Below are 18,122 nucleotides of genomic sequence, written 5' to 3' on the forward strand. Positions count from 1 at the left end.
GGCCGTGCGGGGCGTGGTGCGCCCCTGATCCGGAAGATTTCCGCCCGCGAGGGTTTGCGGGCAGGCTCACGACCTAGTATAAGCGCCCTTCCTGTAACAGGGTGCAAGGGAAGTTGTCCAATGCCTGAGATCGGACGCGGGAACCGGCTCGAGGTTCTTGCGCAGTCCTAAGGACGCGGCGCGGTGCCTGCATCATCGACAGGCGGGGACGGCGCCTTGTTGGGCACGCTCATGTAGCCGGGCTCGTCCGGCGCATAGTCGGCCAGGCGCTGGCGCAGTTCGCGCTTGATGGCCGCGCGCATCAACAGGATGGCCGTCACCGGCGAGGTGATGACCAGCAGCAGGGTGATGATGATGGGATGCAGGATGGGGCGGCTCAGCAGGTAGCTGGAGCTGATGGCCACCGCCAGGATCATGAAGAACACGCCCAGTGTGTTGCCCAGGGTGGGCGCATGGATGCGTGAATAGAAATGTTTCAGGCGCAGCAGGCCCGCCGAGCCGATCAGGGACACGAGGCCGCTGAGCACCAGCAGCAGGGCGACCGGGATGGCCAGCCACCAGGGCAGCAGAGCAGTGGTGTTCATGGTTCGATGACCTCCGCGCGCAGCAGGAACTTGGCCATGGCCGCCGAGCCCACGAAGCCGAACAGGGCGATCAGCAGGGCGATGTCGAAATACAGGTTGGAATCGAAGCGGATGCCCAAGGCCAGCAGAGCGAGCATGCCGTTGATGTACATGGTGTCCAGCGCCAGCACCCGGTCGGCGGCCGAGGGACCTTTGAGCAGGCGCACGACGGCGCAGCACATGCCCAGCACGAAACAGCCCAGGGCGAACTGGCAGGCCCAGTAGACGATATCGATCATTGGAAAATCTCCAGCAGCGGTGCTTCGTAGCGCTTCTGAATGGTGTCGAGCCAGACCTGCTCGTCCTGCAGGTCCAGGATGTGCAGGGTCAGGGTGTTGCTGTCCTCGTCAAAGCCCGACCATACCGTGCCGGGAGTGTAGGTGATGATGCAGGCCAGGGCGGCCAGGCCGTGCGGGTCGGTCATGCGCAGGGGGATGCGCAAAAAGCCCGGCCGGGGCGCCTGGGGGCCCTTCAGGACGATGCGACCCACGGCGATATTGGACAGGACGATGTCCCAGGCGACCTGGCCGATCAGCTTGAGCGCGACCAGGGGACGGCGCATGCTGGCCTTGACGGGGCGGAACGGAATGGCCGCCAGGCTCAGCCAGATGGCCAGAAGAATGCCCAGCACCACGTAGCCGGCGGACAGCGAGTCGTTCAGCAGCAGCCAGATGGCCAGCAGCAGCAGGGGCAGGAACAGGTGCTTGATGGAGCGCTTCATCACAGGCCTCCCGCTTCAACAGGACGCAAGGGGTTCTGGCGCAGCACCGAGCCGATGTAGGTGCGCGGCTCGTCCAGTTGACGGGCCGTCTGCTCCGGGTAGGTGGTGATGGGGCCCGCGTGCCAGCTCAGCACGGCGCAGGCCAGGATGATCGCGCCGATGGGGGCGGCTTCGATCAGTTTCAGGCGCGGGATGGCCATGTCGCTGTTGCTCCAGAACAGGCGTATGCCGGTGCGCACCATGGCGATCAGGCCGGCCACGCCAGACAGCAGCACGGCGCCGGTCAGGATCCAGGCGTTGAGCGGTTCGGGCGACTGGCCCGAGGCCTTGAGGGCGGCCGTCAGCAGGGACAGCTTGGCCACGAAGCCCGAGAGCGGCGGCAGGCCCACGATGAGCAGGGCGCAGGCGATGAAGGACATGCCCAGAAAGACCATGACGCCGGGGATGGCCAGGCCCACCACGTCATCGCTGTGGTCCTCGGATTCCGGATCGTCCACGTCGAATACCTCCTGGCTGACCGCCAGCAGGTCGGCCCCGAAGGGCTTGGTGCGGCTGACCAGTTCCAGCAGCAGGAAGAAGGCGCCCAGCGCCATCACGCTGCTGAGCATGTAGTACAGCGCCGGCCCGGTCAGGATGACGCCGGGCATGCCCAGCGCCGCCAGCAGCGTGCCCGAGGAGACGATGATGCTGTAGCTGGCCAGGCGTTCGGGCTGCCGGGCCGCCAGCATGCCCACCGCGCCCACGGCCAGCGTGGCGATGCCGGCCGGGAACATCCAGGCGCCGCCGAAGGCGGCCGGCGCGCCCGTGGGCAGCAGCAGCGAGCCGATGCGCAGCAAGGCGTAGATGCCGACCTTGGTCATGATGGCGAACATGGCGGCCACGGGCGCGCTGGCATTGCCGTAGGCGCCGGGCAGCCAGAAGTTCAGGGGCCAGGCGGCGGCCTTGATCAGGAAGGCGATGCCCAGCACGGCGATGGCCGATTCGAACAGCAGGCGGTCCGAGTTGGGCAGCGAGCCGGCGCGCAGGGCCAGATCGGCCATGTTCAGCGTGCCCGTCACGCCGTAGATCATGGCGATGGCGATCAGCAGCAGGAAGGAGGACACCAGGTTGACGGCGATGTAATGCAGGCCGGCGCTGACCCGCGCGGGACCCGAGCCGTGCAGCATCAGGCCGTAGGAGGCCGCCAGCAGCACTTCGAAGAAGACGAACAGGTTGAACAGGTCGCCGGTCAGGAAGGCGCCGTTCAGGCCCATGAGCAGGAGCTGGAACAGCGGGTGGAAGTGCACGCCGACGCGGTCCCAGCGCGCAAGGGAATAGAACCAGCAGCAGAAGGCCAGCACATTGGTCAGCACCAGCATCAGGGCCGAGAGCCGGTCCACCACCAGGACGATGCCGAAAGGCGCGGGCCAGTCGCCCAGCAGATAGACGCCCACGGCCTGCGGCCAGATGGGCGCCAGCGTGCCATCGGCCAGCAGGAGCAGGTAGACGGCGCAGAACAACTGGGCCAGCAGGGAGGCGAAGGCGATCAGCAGCTTGTAGTGGCGGCGCTTGTCGCGCAGCATGATCATCAGCGCCGCCGCCATCATGGGAATGGCGACGGGGAGAATCGGCAGGTGTTGGTTCAGCAGGTTCACAGATCGTCTTCCTCGCGACCGTCGACGTGGTCCGTGCCCGTCAGGCCGCGGCTGGCCAGCAGGACGACGAGAAACAGGGCCGTGGTGGCAAAGCCGATCACGATGGCGGTCAGCACCAGGGCCTGGGGAAGCGGGTCGGCATAGTCGGCGACGGCCTCGCCGGCATTGATGACCGGAGCGGCGCTGATCTTGAGCCGGCCCATGCTGAAGATGAACAGGTTGACGGCATAGGACACCAGGGCCAGGCCCATGATGACCTGGAAGGTGCGCGGGCGCAGCAGCAGCCAGACGCCCGAGCCCGCGAGCACGCCGATGGCGATAGAGAGGACGATTTCCATTAGTTTTGCTCCGTCGCGGAAGAAGAGGCCGAAGCGGGGCGCGCCGCCGGCAGCTTGCGGTAGAAGCGCAGCGACTGGTGGGCCAGGGCGACCAGCATCAGGATGGTCGAGCCGATGACCAGCATGAAGACGCCGATGTCGAAGATCAGGGCGCTGGAGGTGTGGACCTCGCCGACCAGCGGCAGGTGCAGGTCCCAGCTCTGGGCGGACAGGAAGGGCTTGTTGAACCACCAGACCAGCATGGCGGCAAAGCCCGCCGTCAGCAGGCCGACGGCGATCCAGGTCTGGGGCTGGATGAGCGGACGCGACTCCATCCAGACCACGCCGCTGACCATGTACTGCAGGATGATGGCCGTGGCCATGATCAGGCCGGCCACGAAGCCGCCGCCCGGCAGGTTGTGGCCGCGCAGCAGGAAATACAGGGAGATTAGCGTGGCGACCGGCAGCAGCAGGCGCAGCAGCACGGCGGGGAAGGGGAAGAAGGCGGCGGGCAGCAAAGGTTCCGGGACGGGGGCGGAGAAGACCGCTTCGTGCGTGTCGCGCACGTTCTGGCGGCGCACCAGCGGCATGGCGATGGCTTCGACAGGCGGACGGAAGCGGCGCAGCAGCGCGAACACGGTGATGGCCACGATGCCCAGCACGGTGATCTCGCCGAAGGTGTCGAAGCCGCGGAAGTCCACCAGGATGACGTTCACCACGTTGGCGCCGCCGCCCAGTGGCAGGGATTTTTCCACGAAGAAGGGAGAGATGCCGCTGGGGTGCGGGCGGGTCATGACGGCGAAGGCCAGCGCCGCGACGCCGGCCCCGGCCAGGACGGCGATGGTCAGGTCGCGGCCGCGGCGCAACAGCGCGCGGCCGCTGTGCCCGGTGCTGCCGGGCATGTCGCTGACGCGCTGCGGCAGCCAGCGCAGGCCCAACAGGATCAGCACCATGGTCACCACTTCCACGGCCAGCTGCGTCAGGGCCAGGTCGGGCGCCGACAGCCAGGCGTAGGTGAGACTTGTGACCAGGCCGGCGCCGCCGGCCAGCAGCAGCGAGGCGGGGCGGTGGAACTTGGCCTGGCGCGCCGCGCCGATCGCGCACAGAACGCCCACGGCCCACATCAGGGCGAAGAGGGGATCCAGGGGCGTGAAGCGCACGGTCTTGATCCAGTCGCCGCGGGTCAGCGGCAGCGCGGCCACGCACAGGGTCACGACCAGGATCAGCAGGATCTGGCGCTGCAGCCGCGGCGAATACAGCTTGCCCGCGGCCCAGTTGGCCGCGACTTCCAGGTATTCCATGGTCAGCTCGAACAGGCGGCGGCCGTCGGCGCGCGTGAGCAGGGGCGTGCGGCCCTGGCGGTTGCGGTAGAAGCGGTTGATGAGCAGAACCAGGATCACCCCGGCCAGGGTGGCGACCAGGCTCATGATCAGGGGCAGGTTGACGCCGTGCCACAGGGCCAGGTCGTATTCAGGGGTTTCCAGTCCCAGGATGGCGTTGGCCGCGGTATGCAGGAAGGGACCGAAGGTCAGGCCCGGAATCACGCCCACCAGCAGACAGGTCAGCACCAGGATGGCGCTGGGAATGAGCATCTGGCGCGGCGGTTCGTGGGGCTTGCGCGGCAGGTCGGTGGCGACCGGACCGAAGAAGACCTGGGCGATGAAGCGCAGCGAATAGGCCACGCTGAAGGAGCCGGCCACCACGGCCACGCCCGGCAGCAGGTATTCCCAGGTGCTGCCGTTGCCGGCCAGGATGGTCTCGGCGAAGAACATCTCCTTGGAGATGAAGCCGTTGAGCAGCGGCACGCCCGCCATGGCGGCGGCCGCCACCGTGGCCAGCGTGGCCGTCAGGGGCATGGCGTGGCGCAGTCCGGACAGGCGGTTCAGGTTGCGCGTGCCCGTTTCATGGTCCACGATGCCGGCGGCCATGAAGAGCGAGGCCTTGAAGGTGGCGTGGTTCATCATGTGGAACAGGGCGGCCACCAGCGCCAGCGGGCTGTTCAGGCCCAGCAGCAGGGTGATCAGCCCCAGGTGGCTGATGGTGGAGTAGGCCAGCACGCCTTTCATGTCGCGCTGGAACATGGCCACGTAGGCTCCCAGGGTCAGCGAGCACAGGCCCGCCCCGCCGATGATGAAGGCCCATTCGGTGGTGCCTGACAGCACCGGCCACAGGCGCGCCAGCAGGAATACCCCGGCCTTGACCATGGTGGCCGAGTGCAGGTAGGCGGACACCGCCGTGGGCGCGGCCCTGGCATGCGGCAGCCATATATGGAAGGGGAACTGGGCGCTTTTGCTGAGCGCGCCCAGGGCGATCAGCACCAGCATGACGGTGTACCAGGGGTGGTTGCGTATCTGCTCGCCCGATTCGAGCACCACGCCCAGGTCGTAGCTGCCGGCCGCCTGGCCGAGCATCAGCACGCCGGCCAGCAGGCAGAAGCCGCCCGTGCCGGTGATCACCAGCGACATGCGCGCGCCGCGCCGGGCGTCCATGCGGTGATACCAATAGGCGATCAGCATGAAGGAGGACAGGCTGGTCAGCTCCCAGAAGACCACCAGCTGGATCAGGTTGCCCGAAAGCACCACGCCCAGCATCGAGCCCATGAAGGCCTGCAGAAAGGCGAAGAAGCGCCGCACGGGGTCCTGGGCGGACAGGTAGTAGTGGGCATAGAGGGCGATGAGCGCGCCCATGGCCGTGATGATGAAGCTGAACAGCCAGGCGTAGCCATCCATGCGCAGCTTGAAGGTCAGGCCGTGGGCGGGAATCCAGGCGCGCGAGGATTCGATGACCTCGCCGCGGGCGACGTCGGGATAGGCGTACAGGGTGAGGAGGGCACAGGAGACTGCGACGGCGCCGGCCAGGGAGGCCTGAAGTTTCGCGCATGCGCGGGCAGCAGGGAAGATAGCAAGCTGCCGGCAAAGGGCAGCGCTAGGATCACGAGCAGATACATCAGGCTCCAACGGGCGGTAAATTAGGCGGTTAGCGCTTAATGATACGATATATGACGCTAATGTCAGCCTGTCGTCAGCTAAAAAAGTAAATTTTTTACTTGTCGCGGTCTTGATGCAGGTCAATTGGCTCGCCAGGGTTTTCTCTCACAATGAGTGCTTATCAAGAAGAAAAGGCCTCTTGCTGGAGAATCCGCCATGCCCAGTATCCTGGAAGAACCCGACGCACCGGCGCTCGGCAATCCCGACATCGAAATCTCCGAAGCCCTGATCCGGCGTTTCGACCGCACCGGCCCGCGCTACACATCCTACCCGACGGCCGATCGCTTCTTTCAGGATTTTCCTGCGCAGCCCTATATACATGAACTCTCGCGCCGCGCCCTGAGCAGCAGCAACCCGCCCTTGTCGGTGTACCTGCACATTCCGTTCTGCCAGTCCTTGTGCTACTTTTGCGCCTGCAACAAGGTCATCACCCAGGACCGCAGCAAGAGCGAACAGTATCTGCGCTACCTGCTGCGCGAGATCGACATGGTCACCCAGTATATGGGCGAGGACCGGCGCACCGAACAACTGCACCTGGGCGGGGGTTCGCCCACTTTCCTGGAACATGCGCAACTGGCGCGGCTGATGGAACGCCTGCAGGCGCGTTTCCAGTTTACGCCCGATGCCGAGCTGGGCATAGAGATCGATCCGCGCACCCTGGCCGACGGCACCTTGCAGGGCCTGGCGGAACTGGGCTTCAATCGCACCAGCTTCGGCGTGCAGGATTTCGATCCGCGCGTTCAGGAGGCCGTCAACCGCATCCAGCCCTTCGACATGGTGCGCCGCGCCGTGCAGGACGGCCGCGCCGCGGGCTTCCAGTCCATCAATACCGACCTCATCTACGGCCTGCCGCTGCAGAGCCTGGACAGTTTCGCGGCCACCATCGATTCACTGGTGGAACTGCGCCCCGACCGCATCGCCTTATACAACTATGCGCACCTGCCCAATCGTTTCAAGGCCCAGCGCCTGATACGCGAGGCCGACCTGCCCGACGCCGAGCAGCGCCTGCAGCTGTTCCTGATGTCCTCGCAGCGCCTGCTGGACGCCGGCTATGTCTATATCGGCCTGGATCATTTCGCGCTGCCCACGGATGAATTGAACCTGGCGCGCCTGGACGGCAGTCTGCACCGCAACTTCCAGGGCTACACCACGCGCGCTTCCTGCGACCTGGTGTCCTTCGGGGTGTCCTCCATCGGCCATGTGGGCCCCATGCATGTGCAGAACGTTCGCAGCCTGCGCAATTACTATGCAGACCTGGACCGCGGCCGCATTCCCGTGGAGCGGGGCATCGTCATGCAGCAGGACGACCGGCTGCGCGCTGAAATCATCATGAACCTGATGTGCAGCGTGCCGGTGCAAATCGCCCGCCTGGAGGCGCGCTACGGCATCGACTTCGCCAGCTATTTCGCCACGGAACTGCAGGAGCTGCACACCTACGAAGAAGCCGGCCTGGTGGCGGTGGACGGCGAGTCCATCCGCGTGCTGCCCAAGGGCCGCCTGTTCGTGCGCGCCCTGAGCATGGTGTTCGACAAATACCTGGCCCAGGCCACGACGGCCCGCTACTCCCGCCTGATCTGACGCACCGGCCGCCGGCCGACGTCCATTGCCCTGTTCCCGGCCCCGACGTGGCCGGGCAGCTTCTTGCATCAACTTAAGGTATAACATCGTGCTAAAGACGGATTTGCGTCTCATGTCCCTGAAGGGAAAACTGCTTCTGCCCATCGTCCAGGGGGGCATGGGGGTCGGCATCTCGGCGTCCCGGCTGGCCGGCGCGGTGGCGGCGCTGGGCGGGTTGGGAACGATTTCCAGCGTGGACCTGCGGCGTCACCATGACGACCTCATGGACAATACCCGGGGCGACGTGCCCAAGGACGTGGTGGACGCCGTCAATCTGCAGGCCCTGGACCGCGAGATCTGCAGTGCGAGGGAGCGCTCGGGCGGGCAGGGCGCGGTGGCGGTCAATGTCATGAAAGCCGTGTCCCAGTATCCGGCCTATGTGCGCCAGTCCTGCGAAAGCGGAGCGGATGCGGTGGTGGTGTTCGCCGTCCTGCCGCTGGACCTGCCTGAACTGGTCCAGGACCATCCCAAGGTGGCCCTGATCCCCATCCTGTCCGACGTGCGCGGGGTCACGCTGCTGATCAAGAAGTGGCTGCGCCGCAAACGCCTGCCCGACGCCGTGGTCATCGAGAACCCGCGTTACGCCGCGGGGCACCTGGGCGCGCCCGACGACCGGTCGCTCAGCAAGCCTGAATATGCGTTCAAACGCGTGCTGGAGGGGTGCCGGGCCCTGTTCCGCGAGCTGGGCCTGGAAGCCGAACGCATCCCCCTGATCGCCGCCGGCGGGGTGTACCGCCCCGAGCAGGTGCGCGAACTGATGGGTTGGGGCGCGGACGGCGTCCAGCTGGGCACGGCTTTCGCGGTCACCTCCGAAGGCGACGCCCACGTCAATTTCAAGCGCGTCCTGCTCGACGCCGAGCCCAAGGACATCGTCACCTTCATGAGCGTGGCCGGCCTGCCGGCGCGCGCCGTGCGCACGCCGTGGCTGGACGCCTACCTGCACAAGGAAAGCAAGCTGCAGTCCGTGGCGCGCGAGCGGCCCTGCACGGAAGGCTTCGACTGCCTGGCGCATTGCGGCCTGCGCGACGGCGTGCAGCGCCATGGGCAGTTCTGCATCGACCGACAGCTGGCCTACGCCTTGCAGGGCGATGTGCAGCGCGGCCTGTTCTTCCGGAGCTCGGAGGCTTTGCCCTTCGGCAAGGCCATGAAGTCGGTGCGCGAATTGATGGATTACATGCTCAACGGGCGCAGCTCCGACGCCGTCCAGCCGGCGGCGGGCTGAGCCCTTCGGCGGCCCCGGCTCATCGTGCGCCGGAGTCGCCGACCTCGCGAATCAGCCCGTCGGCATGGCCATCCAGCGTATGGACGGCGTGCTGGCGTTGTTGCTCCAGCAGGAGCCGGCGGGCAGTCTCGTAGCATTCATCGATGTGCTGGTTGCCCACCTTGCGCAGCACCACGAAACTGATCGTGGATGAGATCGCGCTGCCGATCAGCGGCACATACTTGGCGCCGTATTTGCCGGCCAGTTTCTTGGCTCCCATGCGCACCAGCATATTGACGACCCGGTCGGTCGTCAGCACCCGGCCCACCAGGCCCACGCCCATGCTGGCGCCGCCCACGATCACCAGTTTCTTCAATTCCGGGCTCAGGCTTTCCACGTCCTCGGCCGACAGGCCGAAGCGGGCGTTGATCATGGGGATGATTTTCATCAGGATGGCGACGTCCGTGCCCACGTCCACGCCCGGAATGGGCACCACGGCCGCGGCAGCCGACAGCAAGGCGCGCTGGCTGACCAGTTTGCGGCAGTCGTTGCGGATGTCGTCCAGTTTCTCCAGCGTTATTGGGCTCATGGGCATGTCCTGAAAACAGATTCTGGCAAAGGCCGCAAAACCGTGCGACCCGAGTAGTATATGAGGGCGCGGCGGCTGTTTTCCAGACCGGGGGGTTGGCTGGCAAAACCGATGCCCATGATAGTGCCGGCCGGGCCCGCGGGCCTGAATCAGCACCTTTGGACGCATTTGAAATCTTTGCTTTCAAATGCGTCAGACTCGTCAAATGCACATCGAATCAGGACTCTACGCGGGCTCGGCCCGCAGTGGAACCGGGGATGGCGCGGCGGTGGCGGATACGGCCCAGGTTTGCCTGCCTCAGGCGGACCGATTTCCTCTACACTGTGCGCCGAAAACAGTTCGTCTACAGGGGAAGAACGATGAAGCGCCACGCTTTGCTTGGTTTGACGCTTTTGGCGGGCGCGACGTGCGCCCAGGCCGTGTCCTTCAGCAGCTTTTCGCCCAAGGGAGCGACCAGCGAGCTGCGGGACGTCAAAGTCACTTTTGCCGCCCCGGTCGTGCGCTTCGGCGATTCGCAGCTGCCGCCGCCCGTGCTGGTGCAATGCGACGATCCCGAGGTCACCGGCCAGGGACGCTGGCTGGACGCGCGCCGCTGGATCTACGAATTCACGGAGCGGCCAGGTCCGGGCCTCAGTTGCACCGCGACCGTCTCCACGACGTTCCGCAGCCTGTCGGGCGAGGCCATCAGCGGCCCGGCGCAGTACCGCTTCAACTCCGGCGGCCCCGTTCTGGACAGCAACCGCCCGTACTATTCGACCATCTCCGAAGACCAGGCCTTCCTGTTCAGCTTCACGGCTCCCGTGGATGCCGCCTCGCTGGTCAAGCACGGCTATTGCCGCGTGGAAGGCATAGGCGAGCGCATTCCCCTGAAGACGCTGGATGCGGCCCAGCGCGACGCCTTGATCAAGTCCGAATACTACGTGGACGAGGTGGACGAGCGCTACCAGGCCGTGCAGTGCGCGCGCACCTTGCCGGCGGGCGCCGACGTGTCGGTGGTGCTGGATCCCGGCATCCTGACCAAGATCGCCAATCGCAAGGGCGTGCCCAGTTCGGATCGCTATGCCTTTGATTTCTCGGTGCGCCCGGCGTTCAGCGCGTCGCTGTCCTGCCTGCGCGAACGCGCGGACGCTCCCTGCACTCCGGTAGGCAGCCTGAGCGTGCAGTTCTCCTCGGCCGTGGAGTATGAACAACTGTCCCAGTTCCGCCTGAAGGCGGGCTCGCAGGAATGGAAGCCCGCATCCGACGAGGGCGAGGGCTGGCAGGATCGCGGCGCGAGCGATACGGTGCGTTTCGAAGGGCCGTTTCCCGAGAACGCGCAGTTGCAGATCGTGGCTCCGTCCGGCCTGAAGGACGATGCCGGCCGCAGCCTGAGCAATCCGGAGCTGCTGACGCAGGGCGTGCGCACCGGCACGTATCCGCCGCTGGTCAAGTTCGCCGTGGAGCCGTTCGGCATCGTGGAGCGTTTCGGCCATGCTTCGTACGAAGGCTCGGACGATTCGGATCCGCCGGCCCTGGGCTTGAGCCTGCGCAATGTGGAGCCCAACCTGGTCACGCAGGACATGGTGGTGTCGGCCGGTCAGGTGGGCGACATGGTGCTGCGCGACGACAAGCAGGTGCTGGAGTGGTATGCGCGCCTGCGCCAGCTGGACTACGGCTGGAATATCCAGGCCGAACGCCTGAGGACCCTCATGGGGAACGGCTACAAGGTCAACGGCCCCGTTGACGAGAATGGCATGCTGGACCTGCGCGGCGAATCCTTGCTCAAGGGCCAGAAGGTTCAGCAACTGACCTTGCCCGGCATGGACCAGAAGGGCGAGCGTCCTTTCGAACTGGTCGGCGTGCCGCTGCGCGAGCCTGGCTTTCACGTGCTGGAAGTGGCCTCGCCGCGGCTGGGCGCATCCCTGCTGGAATCGGGCAAGACCATGTATGTGCGCACCTCGGCCCTGGTCACCAACCTGGGCGTGCATATCAAGAAAGGGGGCGATGACCTGATGGTCTGGGTCACGACCCTGGATGACGCCAAGGTCGTGCCAGGCGCGCTGGTGCGCGTCATGAACTGCCGCGGCGAAGAGCTGGTGGAGGGCCGGACTGACGAGAACGGGCTGTTCCACCATCCCCAGCCTGTGGCGGCCGTGGATTACTGTGATGACAGCCAACTCTCCGGCCTGTACGTGACGGCTCGCATCGACAAGGACAATCCCATGGCCCGCGGCAAGGACGATTTCAGCTTCGCGTTCAGCGACTGGAATTCGGGCATCGAGCCTTGGCGTTTCAATGTGCCTTACGCCTGGGGCAGCCGCGACGGCATGGTGGCCCACACCGTGCTGGACCGCAACCTGTTCCGCGCCGGCGAAGTGGTGCACATGAAACACTATCTGACTGATCGCGTGCGCTCCGGTTTCGCCGCGCCCGACCGCTACCCCAGCACCATGGTCCTGGAGCACCAGGGCACGGGCAAGCGGATCGAGCTGCCCTTGAAGTGGCACACTACGGCCGCCGGCAGCACGTTCGCCCTGAATGACTGGAAGATCCCCAAGGACGCGGAGCTGGGCGTATACACCCTGTCCACGCAGGGCGACGATCAGTATTTTTCCTTCGGCGAGTTCCGCGTCGAGGAATTCAAGCTGCCCGTGCTGGGCGGCTCGCTCAAATTGAGCGACGGGCAGGCGCATCCCTATCTGGTGCGGCCCGAATCCATGCAGGCGGACATGCAGTTGCAGTACCTGTCCGGAGGCCCGGCCGACTTCCTGCCCGTGCAGCTTTCCGGCGTGGTGCGCACCCGCGCGCCTTCGTTCAGCGCCTACGATGATTTCACCTTTGCCGCACCGGACGAGGGCGACAGTGCGTCCTCCGAGCCGCGCGTGTTCCTGAACAAGAAACGCTTCCAGCTTGACGCCCAGGGCGGCCTGCGGGCGGAACTCAAGGAACTGCCGGCGGTGAAACAGCCTTCCGAGTTCGTGGTGGAAGCGACCTTCGCCGATCCCAATGGCGAAATCCAGACATTGATGCAGACCGTGCCGGTATGGCCGGCCGACGTGGTGGCCGGACTGCGCGCCGGCAGCTGGCTGAAGGCCGGCTCCAGCACGACGCTGACGGTGCTGGCGCTCAGCCCCGACGGCAAGCCCGTGAAGGATGCCGCGGTACGCGTGGATGCGGCCAACGTGGTGCGCTACTCCACCCGCAAGCGCATGGTGGGCGGCTTCTACAGCTACGACAATCAGGAGGAGCGTCAGGACCTGGGTACGCTGTGCAAGGGCCGCAGCGACGAGCGCGGCCTGCTGCAGTGCGAGGTCAAGCTGGAGAAGGGCGGACAGGTCGAGCTGCGCGCCGTCGCCAGCGACGCCCAGGGCCGCGAGTCCGTGGCCGCCAGCAGCGTCTGGGTCAGCGGCTCGGGCGAATTGTGGTTCGGCGGCCAGAACGACGACCGCATCGATGTGATCCCGGCCCGCAAGAGCTGGGAGCCCGGCGAGCAGGCCCAGTTCCAGGTCCGCATGCCGTTCCGCGAGGCCACGGCGCTGGTCTCCGTGGAGCGTGAAGGCGTGCTGCAGGCCCGCGTGGTCCAGCTGGAGGGCGAGAATCCCACGGTCAGCGTGGACATCAAGCCCGAATGGGGACCCAATGTCTATGTGTCGGTGCTGGTCCTGCGCGGCCGCCTGCGCGAAGTGCCCTGGTATTCCTTCTTCACCTGGGGCTGGAGCCAGCCGTTGAACTGGTACAAGGCCTATTCGGAAGGCGGCGGCGAGTTCGTGGCGCCGACCACCTCGGTGGACCTGTCCAAGCCGACCTATCGTTTCGGCCTGGCGGGCATCGAGGTCACCAGTCAGCAGGACGCCCTGGACGTGAAGGTGAGCACGGACCGCTCGCAGTACGCGATCCGCGAGCAGGCCAAGGTGGACATCCAGGTGCTGGGCAAGGATGGCGCTCCGGCTGCCGGGGCCTCCGTCGCACTGGCCGCGGTGGATCAGGCCTTGCTGGAGCTGAGCCCCAACGGGTCGTGGGACCTGCTGGGCGCCATGCGCGCTTTGCGCAACTACAACGTGCTGACAGCCACGGCGCAGTCCGAGATCGTGGGACGCCGGCACTATGGCCGCAAGGCGGTCCCGGCCGGCGGGGGCGGCGGCAAGAGCCCGACCCGCGAGCTGCTGGACACCTTGCTGCTCTGGAAAGGCAATGTGGAACTGGATGAGCAGGGCCGCGCCACCGTCACGGTGCCGCTGAAGGACGCCTTGACGCGGTACCGCATCGTGGCCGTCGCCGACCTGGGCGGCAAACGCTTCGGCACCGGCTCGGCCGAGATGGGGACCACGCAGGACCTGCAGATCATTTCGGCCTTGCCGGCCATCGCCCGCGAGGGGGATCGCTACGAGGCGCAGGTCACGGTGCGCAACAGCAGCCCGCGCGCCATGAAGGTGGAGCTGCAGGCCCAATATGATGGAGCCGGGCTGCCGGGCGCCAGCCTGCCGGCCAAGACCATCGAGCTGGCTTCCGGTTCGGCGGCCCTCGTATCCTGGCCCATGACGGTACCCGCCTCCAGCGGCACGGCGCCTTCGCACATCCTGGGCTGGACAGTCCAGGCCCGCGAGCTGGGCCAGCCGGGCGCGACCCGGCCCGCCCAGGATCGCCTGGCCATCAAGCAGGAAATCTTCCCCGCCACGCAGGTGTCGGTCCAGCAGGCCACGCTGGCCGCCGTTTCGGCCGAACAGGCCCTGACTTTGCCGGTGCAGGCGCCGGCCGGCGCCTTGCGCGACGAGCAGGGCCGCATCCAGGGCGGTCTGCAGATGCTGTTCCGCTCCTCGCTGGGCGGAGGGCTGGAAGGCGTGCGCGCCTGGTTCGAGCGCTACCCTTACACCTGCTTCGAGCAGCTGGCTTCGCGTTCGCTGGGCCTGCGCGCCGAGCAGGATTGGGCGGCCCTGATGCAGCGCATCCCGTCCTACATCACCCAGGACGGACTGCTGCGCTATTTCCCAAGCCCCTACGCCTCCGGCAGTCGCGTCCTGACGGCCTACATCCTGGAAATCAGCGACATGGCGCAGGCTCAGGGCCTGAACTTCGCCATTCCCGAGGTGTATCGACATGAGATGCTGCAAGGTCTGCAGAATGCGGTCAACGGCCGTCTGCAGGACTCGCGCAAGGCCTCCCGTCAGGATCGGGACATCGAGCTGGTCCGCCTGACCTCCATCCTGGCCCGCTATGGCATGGCGCGCGTCAACATGGTCGACTCGGTCGAACCCAATCTGCAGAGCTGGCCGACCGAAACCCTGCTTGCCTGGGTGGACCTGACGCAGCGCCTGCCCGGCATCAAGCAGGCCGAGCAGACCCGCCGGCAGGCCCTGGACCTGATCCAGGCGCGCCTGGTCAGCCGCGGCACGCGTCTGGTCTTCGGCGAGGATCGCCTCAACGGCGATCCCTGGACGATGAGCAGCCGCGTCACCAACCAGGCCCGCCTGATGATGCAGATGAGCGGTCAGCCTGACTGGGCCGAGGACATGCCGCGCCTGGCGCAGGGGCTGCTGCTGGAGCAGCGGCGCGGCGCCTGGGGCATGACCACGGAGAATCTGCTGGCCGGGCTGGCGATCGAGCAGTTCAGCCGCCATTACGAACATCCTGTCCATGGCCAGTCCATGGTGATCCTGGGGTCGGAAAGCGCCCAGGTCGTGGATTGGGACGCCTTGACGCCCAATCGCCAGGGCGTGCGCTCGACCCGGATCGATGTGCCCTGGCGCGGTCCCGAAGCCGATGACCTGAGCGTCGAGCTGATGGGCGAGGGCAAGGCCTGGGTGGACGTGCGTTCGCTGGCCGCCGTGCCGGTGGACAAGCCCATTGCGGCCGGGCTGAGCGTGGAGCGCAGCATGAAGGCGGTCGAGCAGGCCAAGCCCGGCGTCTGGAGCCGCGGCGACATTGCCCGCATCACCCTGACGGTCAAGGCCCAGGGGCCGGCAAGCTGGGTGGTGGTATCCGATCCCATCCCGGCCGGCGCCACCATCCTGGGCAGCGGCCTGGGACGCGACTCGGCACTGGCGACCGAAGGCGAGCGCAACGAAGGCGTGGCCTGGCCCGCCTTCGTGGAGCGCCGCTTCGACGGCTATCGCGCCTACTACGAGCGCTTCCCGGAAGGCACCACCACGGTGGAATACACGGTGCGCCTGAACACGGTCGGCCAGTTCGTGCTGCCGGCCACGCGGGTGGAGGCGCTGTACGAGCCTGATGTCTTCGCCGTCTGGCCCAATGCCGGCACGCTGGATGTGGTGGATGCGCCTGCGCCGTGAACACAGCGCCCTGCTGCTGGGCCTGGCCTTGCTGGCCGGCCCGGCGGCGGCGCTGCCCTCCTATGAGCAGGTGCGCCAGGCGCACCGCTCTTCCGACATCCAGGTCCTGGACCGCCACGGCGTGCTGCTGCAGAGCGTGCGGCGGGATTTCAGGCAGCGGCGCGGGCAATGGGTGGACCTGGAGCATATATCCCCGGCCTTGCAGCGCGCCGTGCTGGTGTCCGAAGACCGCCGCTTCGAGTCGCACGGCGGAGTGGACTGGTGGTCTGTCGGGTCGGCGGCCTGGGAGGGGCTGGTATCGGGCCGGGCCCGCGGCGCCTCAACCATCACGATGCAGTTGGCCGGTCTGCTGGACCAGGACCTGGCGGCCGGTCGAGGCGGCCGTTCCCTGTGGCAGAAGCTGGACCAGGTGGTGGCGGCGCAGTCCCTGGAAGACAGTTGGAGCAAGCCGCAGATCCTCGAAGCCTATTTGAACCGCGTGGCGTTTCGCGGCGAACTGGTCGGCGTGGATGCCTTGTCGCGCACCTTGTTCCAGAAACAGGCGGCGGCGCTGGATGTGCGCGAATCGGCCATCGCCGCCGTGCTGCTGCGCGGTCCCAATGCCTCGGCGCTCACCGTGGAGCGGCGCGCCTGCATGACTTTGCAGGACATGGGGCGCGGCCAGGAATGCCGCGGCCTGGGCAATCTGGTGACGGTGGCGCTGCGGCGCGCCGCCCAGCCTCCTTTCGGGCAGGCGGACCAGGCGCCTCACTTCGCCCGCTGGGTCATCGAGCAGGACAAGGACCTGCAGGCGGGCGACAGCTTGCGCACCACGCTGGATGCGCGCCTGCAGGCCCTGGTGGCGGCCAGCGTGCGGCGTCATCTGCTTGACCTGCGCACCGCGCGCGTGCGCGACGCCGCCGTGGTCGTGCTGGACAATCGCAGCGGGCAGGTGCTGGCGTATCTGGGTTCCAGCGGCGATCTGTCGCAGGCCGATCAGGTGGACCACGCCCGCTCGCTGCGCCAGGCGGGCTCCACCCTCAAGCCGTTCCTGTACGAACTGGCCATTGAAAGGCGCATGCTGACGGCCGCCTCGCTGCTGCAGGACTCGGCCTTGAATCTGCCTACCGGCAACGGGCTCTACATACCGCAGAATTACGACAAGCAATTCGTCGGCTGGACCAGCGCGCGCACCGCGCTCGGGTCCTCGCTGAATATCCCCGCGGTCCGCGTGCTGACCTTGCTGGGGCCGCAAGCGCTGGTGCAGCGCCTGCGGGACCTGGGGATGGACCTGCGCCAGGAGGGCGATTATTACGGCTACAGCCTGGCGCTGGGCAGCGCTGATGTCACTTTGTTGCAATTGACCAATGCATATCGCGTCCTGGCCAACCAGGGGCGGGCCCAGGAGGTTCGTACACGGCTGGATGCGCCGCCGGCCCAGCTCAGGCCCGTGATGGAGCCCGCTGCCGCCTGGATCGTGGGCGACATGCTGTCCGACCGGCAGGCCCGAGTGATGACTTTTGGACTGGACAGCGCCTTGAGCACCCCTTTCTGGTCGGCGGCCAAGACCGGCACCAGCAAGGACATGCGCGACAACTGGGCCATGGGGTGGTCGCAGGACTACACGGTGGGCGTGTGGGTGGGCAACAGCGCGGGCGAAAGCATGCAGGACGTGTCCGGAGTCAGCGGCGCGGCGCCCATCTGGCATGAGGTCATGGCGGCCTTGAACCGCGGCCGGCCCAGCCGTCCGCCGGCCATGCCCGAAGGCGTGGCGGTCCGTGACATCCGTTACGAGCCGGCGGTGGAGGCGCAGCGACGCGAATACTTCCTGGAAGGGACGCAGACCGACGTGATAGAGCTGGCCAATGCGGGCCAGGCCTATGCCGGGCCGCTGCGCATTGCCGAGCCGGTCGACGGCACCATCCTGGCCCTGGATCCGGATATTCCGCCGCAGAACCAGCAGATGCGCCTGTTGGCGCAGGGGCAGGGCAGCGACGCCCTGCCGCTGGCCTGGTGGGTGGACGGCCGCGAGGTCGCGCGAGGGAGCCAGGCGCGCCTGCCGCTGAGGCCGGGCAATGTCCGCATCGAGCTCAAGGACGGACAGGGCAAGCTGCGGGACCAGGTGCGCGTGCAGGTGCGCGGCGCCCTGCCGGGCAGGCTTAACAAAGATTAACCGCTTTCACTGTTA

Annotated in this window: 10 protein-coding genes and 1 pseudogene; 4 read left to right on the forward strand and 7 right to left on the reverse strand. The window is 66.8% G+C overall.

Annotation, left to right across the window (positions count from 1 at the left end; translation table 11 throughout):
• Positions 1 to 167: 167 nt before the first annotated feature.
• The 6 genes and pseudogenes from mnhG to ACWPWO_RS16735 all read right to left on the reverse strand — a co-directional run bounded on the left by mnhG (position 168) and on the right by ACWPWO_RS16735 (position 6,242).
• The gene (gene mnhG, locus ACWPWO_RS16710; RefSeq protein ID WP_454007554.1) at positions 168 to 584 is read right to left on the reverse strand and encodes a monovalent cation/H(+) antiporter subunit G; all 417 of its coding nucleotides are present in this window, start codon (positions 582 to 584) and stop codon (positions 168 to 170) included.
• Positions 581 to 862 (reverse strand): K+/H+ antiporter subunit F, encoded by a 282-nt coding sequence (locus ACWPWO_RS16715; RefSeq protein ID WP_454007555.1) that lies wholly within the window; start codon positions 860 to 862, stop codon positions 581 to 583. Before ACWPWO_RS16715 ends, mnhG begins: the two co-directional genes overlap by 4 nt.
• Positions 859 to 1,344 carry a Na+/H+ antiporter subunit E gene (locus ACWPWO_RS16720; protein WP_454007556.1) on the reverse strand — a complete coding sequence of 162 codons (486 nt, stop codon included), beginning with the start codon at positions 1,342 to 1,344 and terminating at the stop codon, positions 859 to 861. The genes ACWPWO_RS16715 and ACWPWO_RS16720 overlap by 4 nt, the downstream gene beginning before the upstream one ends.
• The gene (locus ACWPWO_RS16725) at positions 1,344 to 2,978 is read right to left on the reverse strand and encodes a monovalent cation/H+ antiporter subunit D (RefSeq protein ID WP_454007557.1); all 1,635 of its coding nucleotides are present in this window, start codon (positions 2,976 to 2,978) and stop codon (positions 1,344 to 1,346) included. Before ACWPWO_RS16725 ends, ACWPWO_RS16720 begins: the two co-directional genes overlap by 1 nt.
• On the reverse strand, positions 2,975 to 3,316 hold the full coding sequence (locus tag ACWPWO_RS16730; RefSeq protein ID WP_454007558.1) for a Na+/H+ antiporter subunit C: 342 nt from the start codon (positions 3,314 to 3,316) through the stop codon (positions 2,975 to 2,977). Before ACWPWO_RS16730 ends, ACWPWO_RS16725 begins: the two co-directional genes overlap by 4 nt.
• Positions 3,316 to 6,242: pseudogene (locus ACWPWO_RS16735) on the reverse strand (monovalent cation/H+ antiporter subunit A). Before ACWPWO_RS16735 ends, ACWPWO_RS16730 begins: the two are co-directional and overlap by 1 nt.
• 196 nt (positions 6,243 to 6,438) lie before the next feature.
• On the opposite strand from ACWPWO_RS16735, the gene hemN reads away from it, so the two are divergent.
• Positions 6,439 to 7,860 (forward strand): oxygen-independent coproporphyrinogen III oxidase, encoded by a 1,422-nt coding sequence (gene hemN, locus ACWPWO_RS16740; protein ID WP_394060142.1) that lies wholly within the window; start codon positions 6,439 to 6,441, stop codon positions 7,858 to 7,860.
• Between the two features lie 112 nt (positions 7,861 to 7,972).
• On the forward strand, positions 7,973 to 9,121 hold the full coding sequence (locus ACWPWO_RS16745) for an NAD(P)H-dependent flavin oxidoreductase (protein ID WP_454007559.1): 1,149 nt from the start codon (positions 7,973 to 7,975) through the stop codon (positions 9,119 to 9,121).
• 19 nt (positions 9,122 to 9,140) lie between these two features.
• Here ACWPWO_RS16745 and ACWPWO_RS16750 read toward each other — a convergent pair whose 3' ends face one another.
• The gene (locus ACWPWO_RS16750) at positions 9,141 to 9,689 is read right to left on the reverse strand and encodes a hypothetical protein (protein ID WP_454007560.1); all 549 of its coding nucleotides are present in this window, start codon (positions 9,687 to 9,689) and stop codon (positions 9,141 to 9,143) included.
• 359 nt (positions 9,690 to 10,048) lie between these two features.
• Between ACWPWO_RS16750 and ACWPWO_RS16755 the strand changes: the two genes are divergently transcribed.
• A complete protein-coding gene (locus tag ACWPWO_RS16755; protein WP_454007561.1) occupies positions 10,049 to 15,955 on the forward strand; it encodes an alpha-2-macroglobulin family protein in 5,907 nt (1,968 codons plus the stop codon).
• On the forward strand, positions 15,939 to 18,107 hold the full coding sequence (pbpC, locus tag ACWPWO_RS16760) for a penicillin-binding protein 1C (protein ID WP_454007562.1): 2,169 nt from the start codon (positions 15,939 to 15,941) through the stop codon (positions 18,105 to 18,107). Before ACWPWO_RS16755 ends, pbpC begins: the two co-directional genes overlap by 17 nt.
• Positions 18,108 to 18,122 lie beyond the last annotated feature (15 nt).

It is taken from the genome of Alcaligenes sp. Marseille-Q7550 (assembly GCF_965112015.1).

Coding starts and splice junctions, on each gene's coding strand:
- ACWPWO_RS16750 (WP_454007560.1), bottom strand. CDS start 9,689: ATGAGCCCAATAACGCTGGAGAAACTGGACGACATCCGCAACGACTGC.
- ACWPWO_RS16745 (WP_454007559.1), top strand. CDS start 7,973: ATGTCCCTGAAGGGAAAACTGCTTCTGCCCATCGTCCAGGGGGGCATG.
- pbpC (WP_454007562.1), top strand. CDS start 15,939: ATGCGCCTGCGCCGTGAACACAGCGCCCTGCTGCTGGGCCTGGCCTTG.
- hemN (WP_394060142.1), top strand. CDS start 6,439: ATGCCCAGTATCCTGGAAGAACCCGACGCACCGGCGCTCGGCAATCCC.
- ACWPWO_RS16715 (WP_454007555.1), bottom strand. CDS start 862: ATGATCGATATCGTCTACTGGGCCTGCCAGTTCGCCCTGGGCTGTTTC.
- mnhG (WP_454007554.1), bottom strand. CDS start 584: ATGAACACCACTGCTCTGCTGCCCTGGTGGCTGGCCATCCCGGTCGCC.
- ACWPWO_RS16755 (WP_454007561.1), top strand. CDS start 10,049: ATGAAGCGCCACGCTTTGCTTGGTTTGACGCTTTTGGCGGGCGCGACG.
- ACWPWO_RS16730 (WP_454007558.1), bottom strand. CDS start 3,316: ATGGAAATCGTCCTCTCTATCGCCATCGGCGTGCTCGCGGGCTCGGGC.
- ACWPWO_RS16720 (WP_454007556.1), bottom strand. CDS start 1,344: ATGAAGCGCTCCATCAAGCACCTGTTCCTGCCCCTGCTGCTGCTGGCC.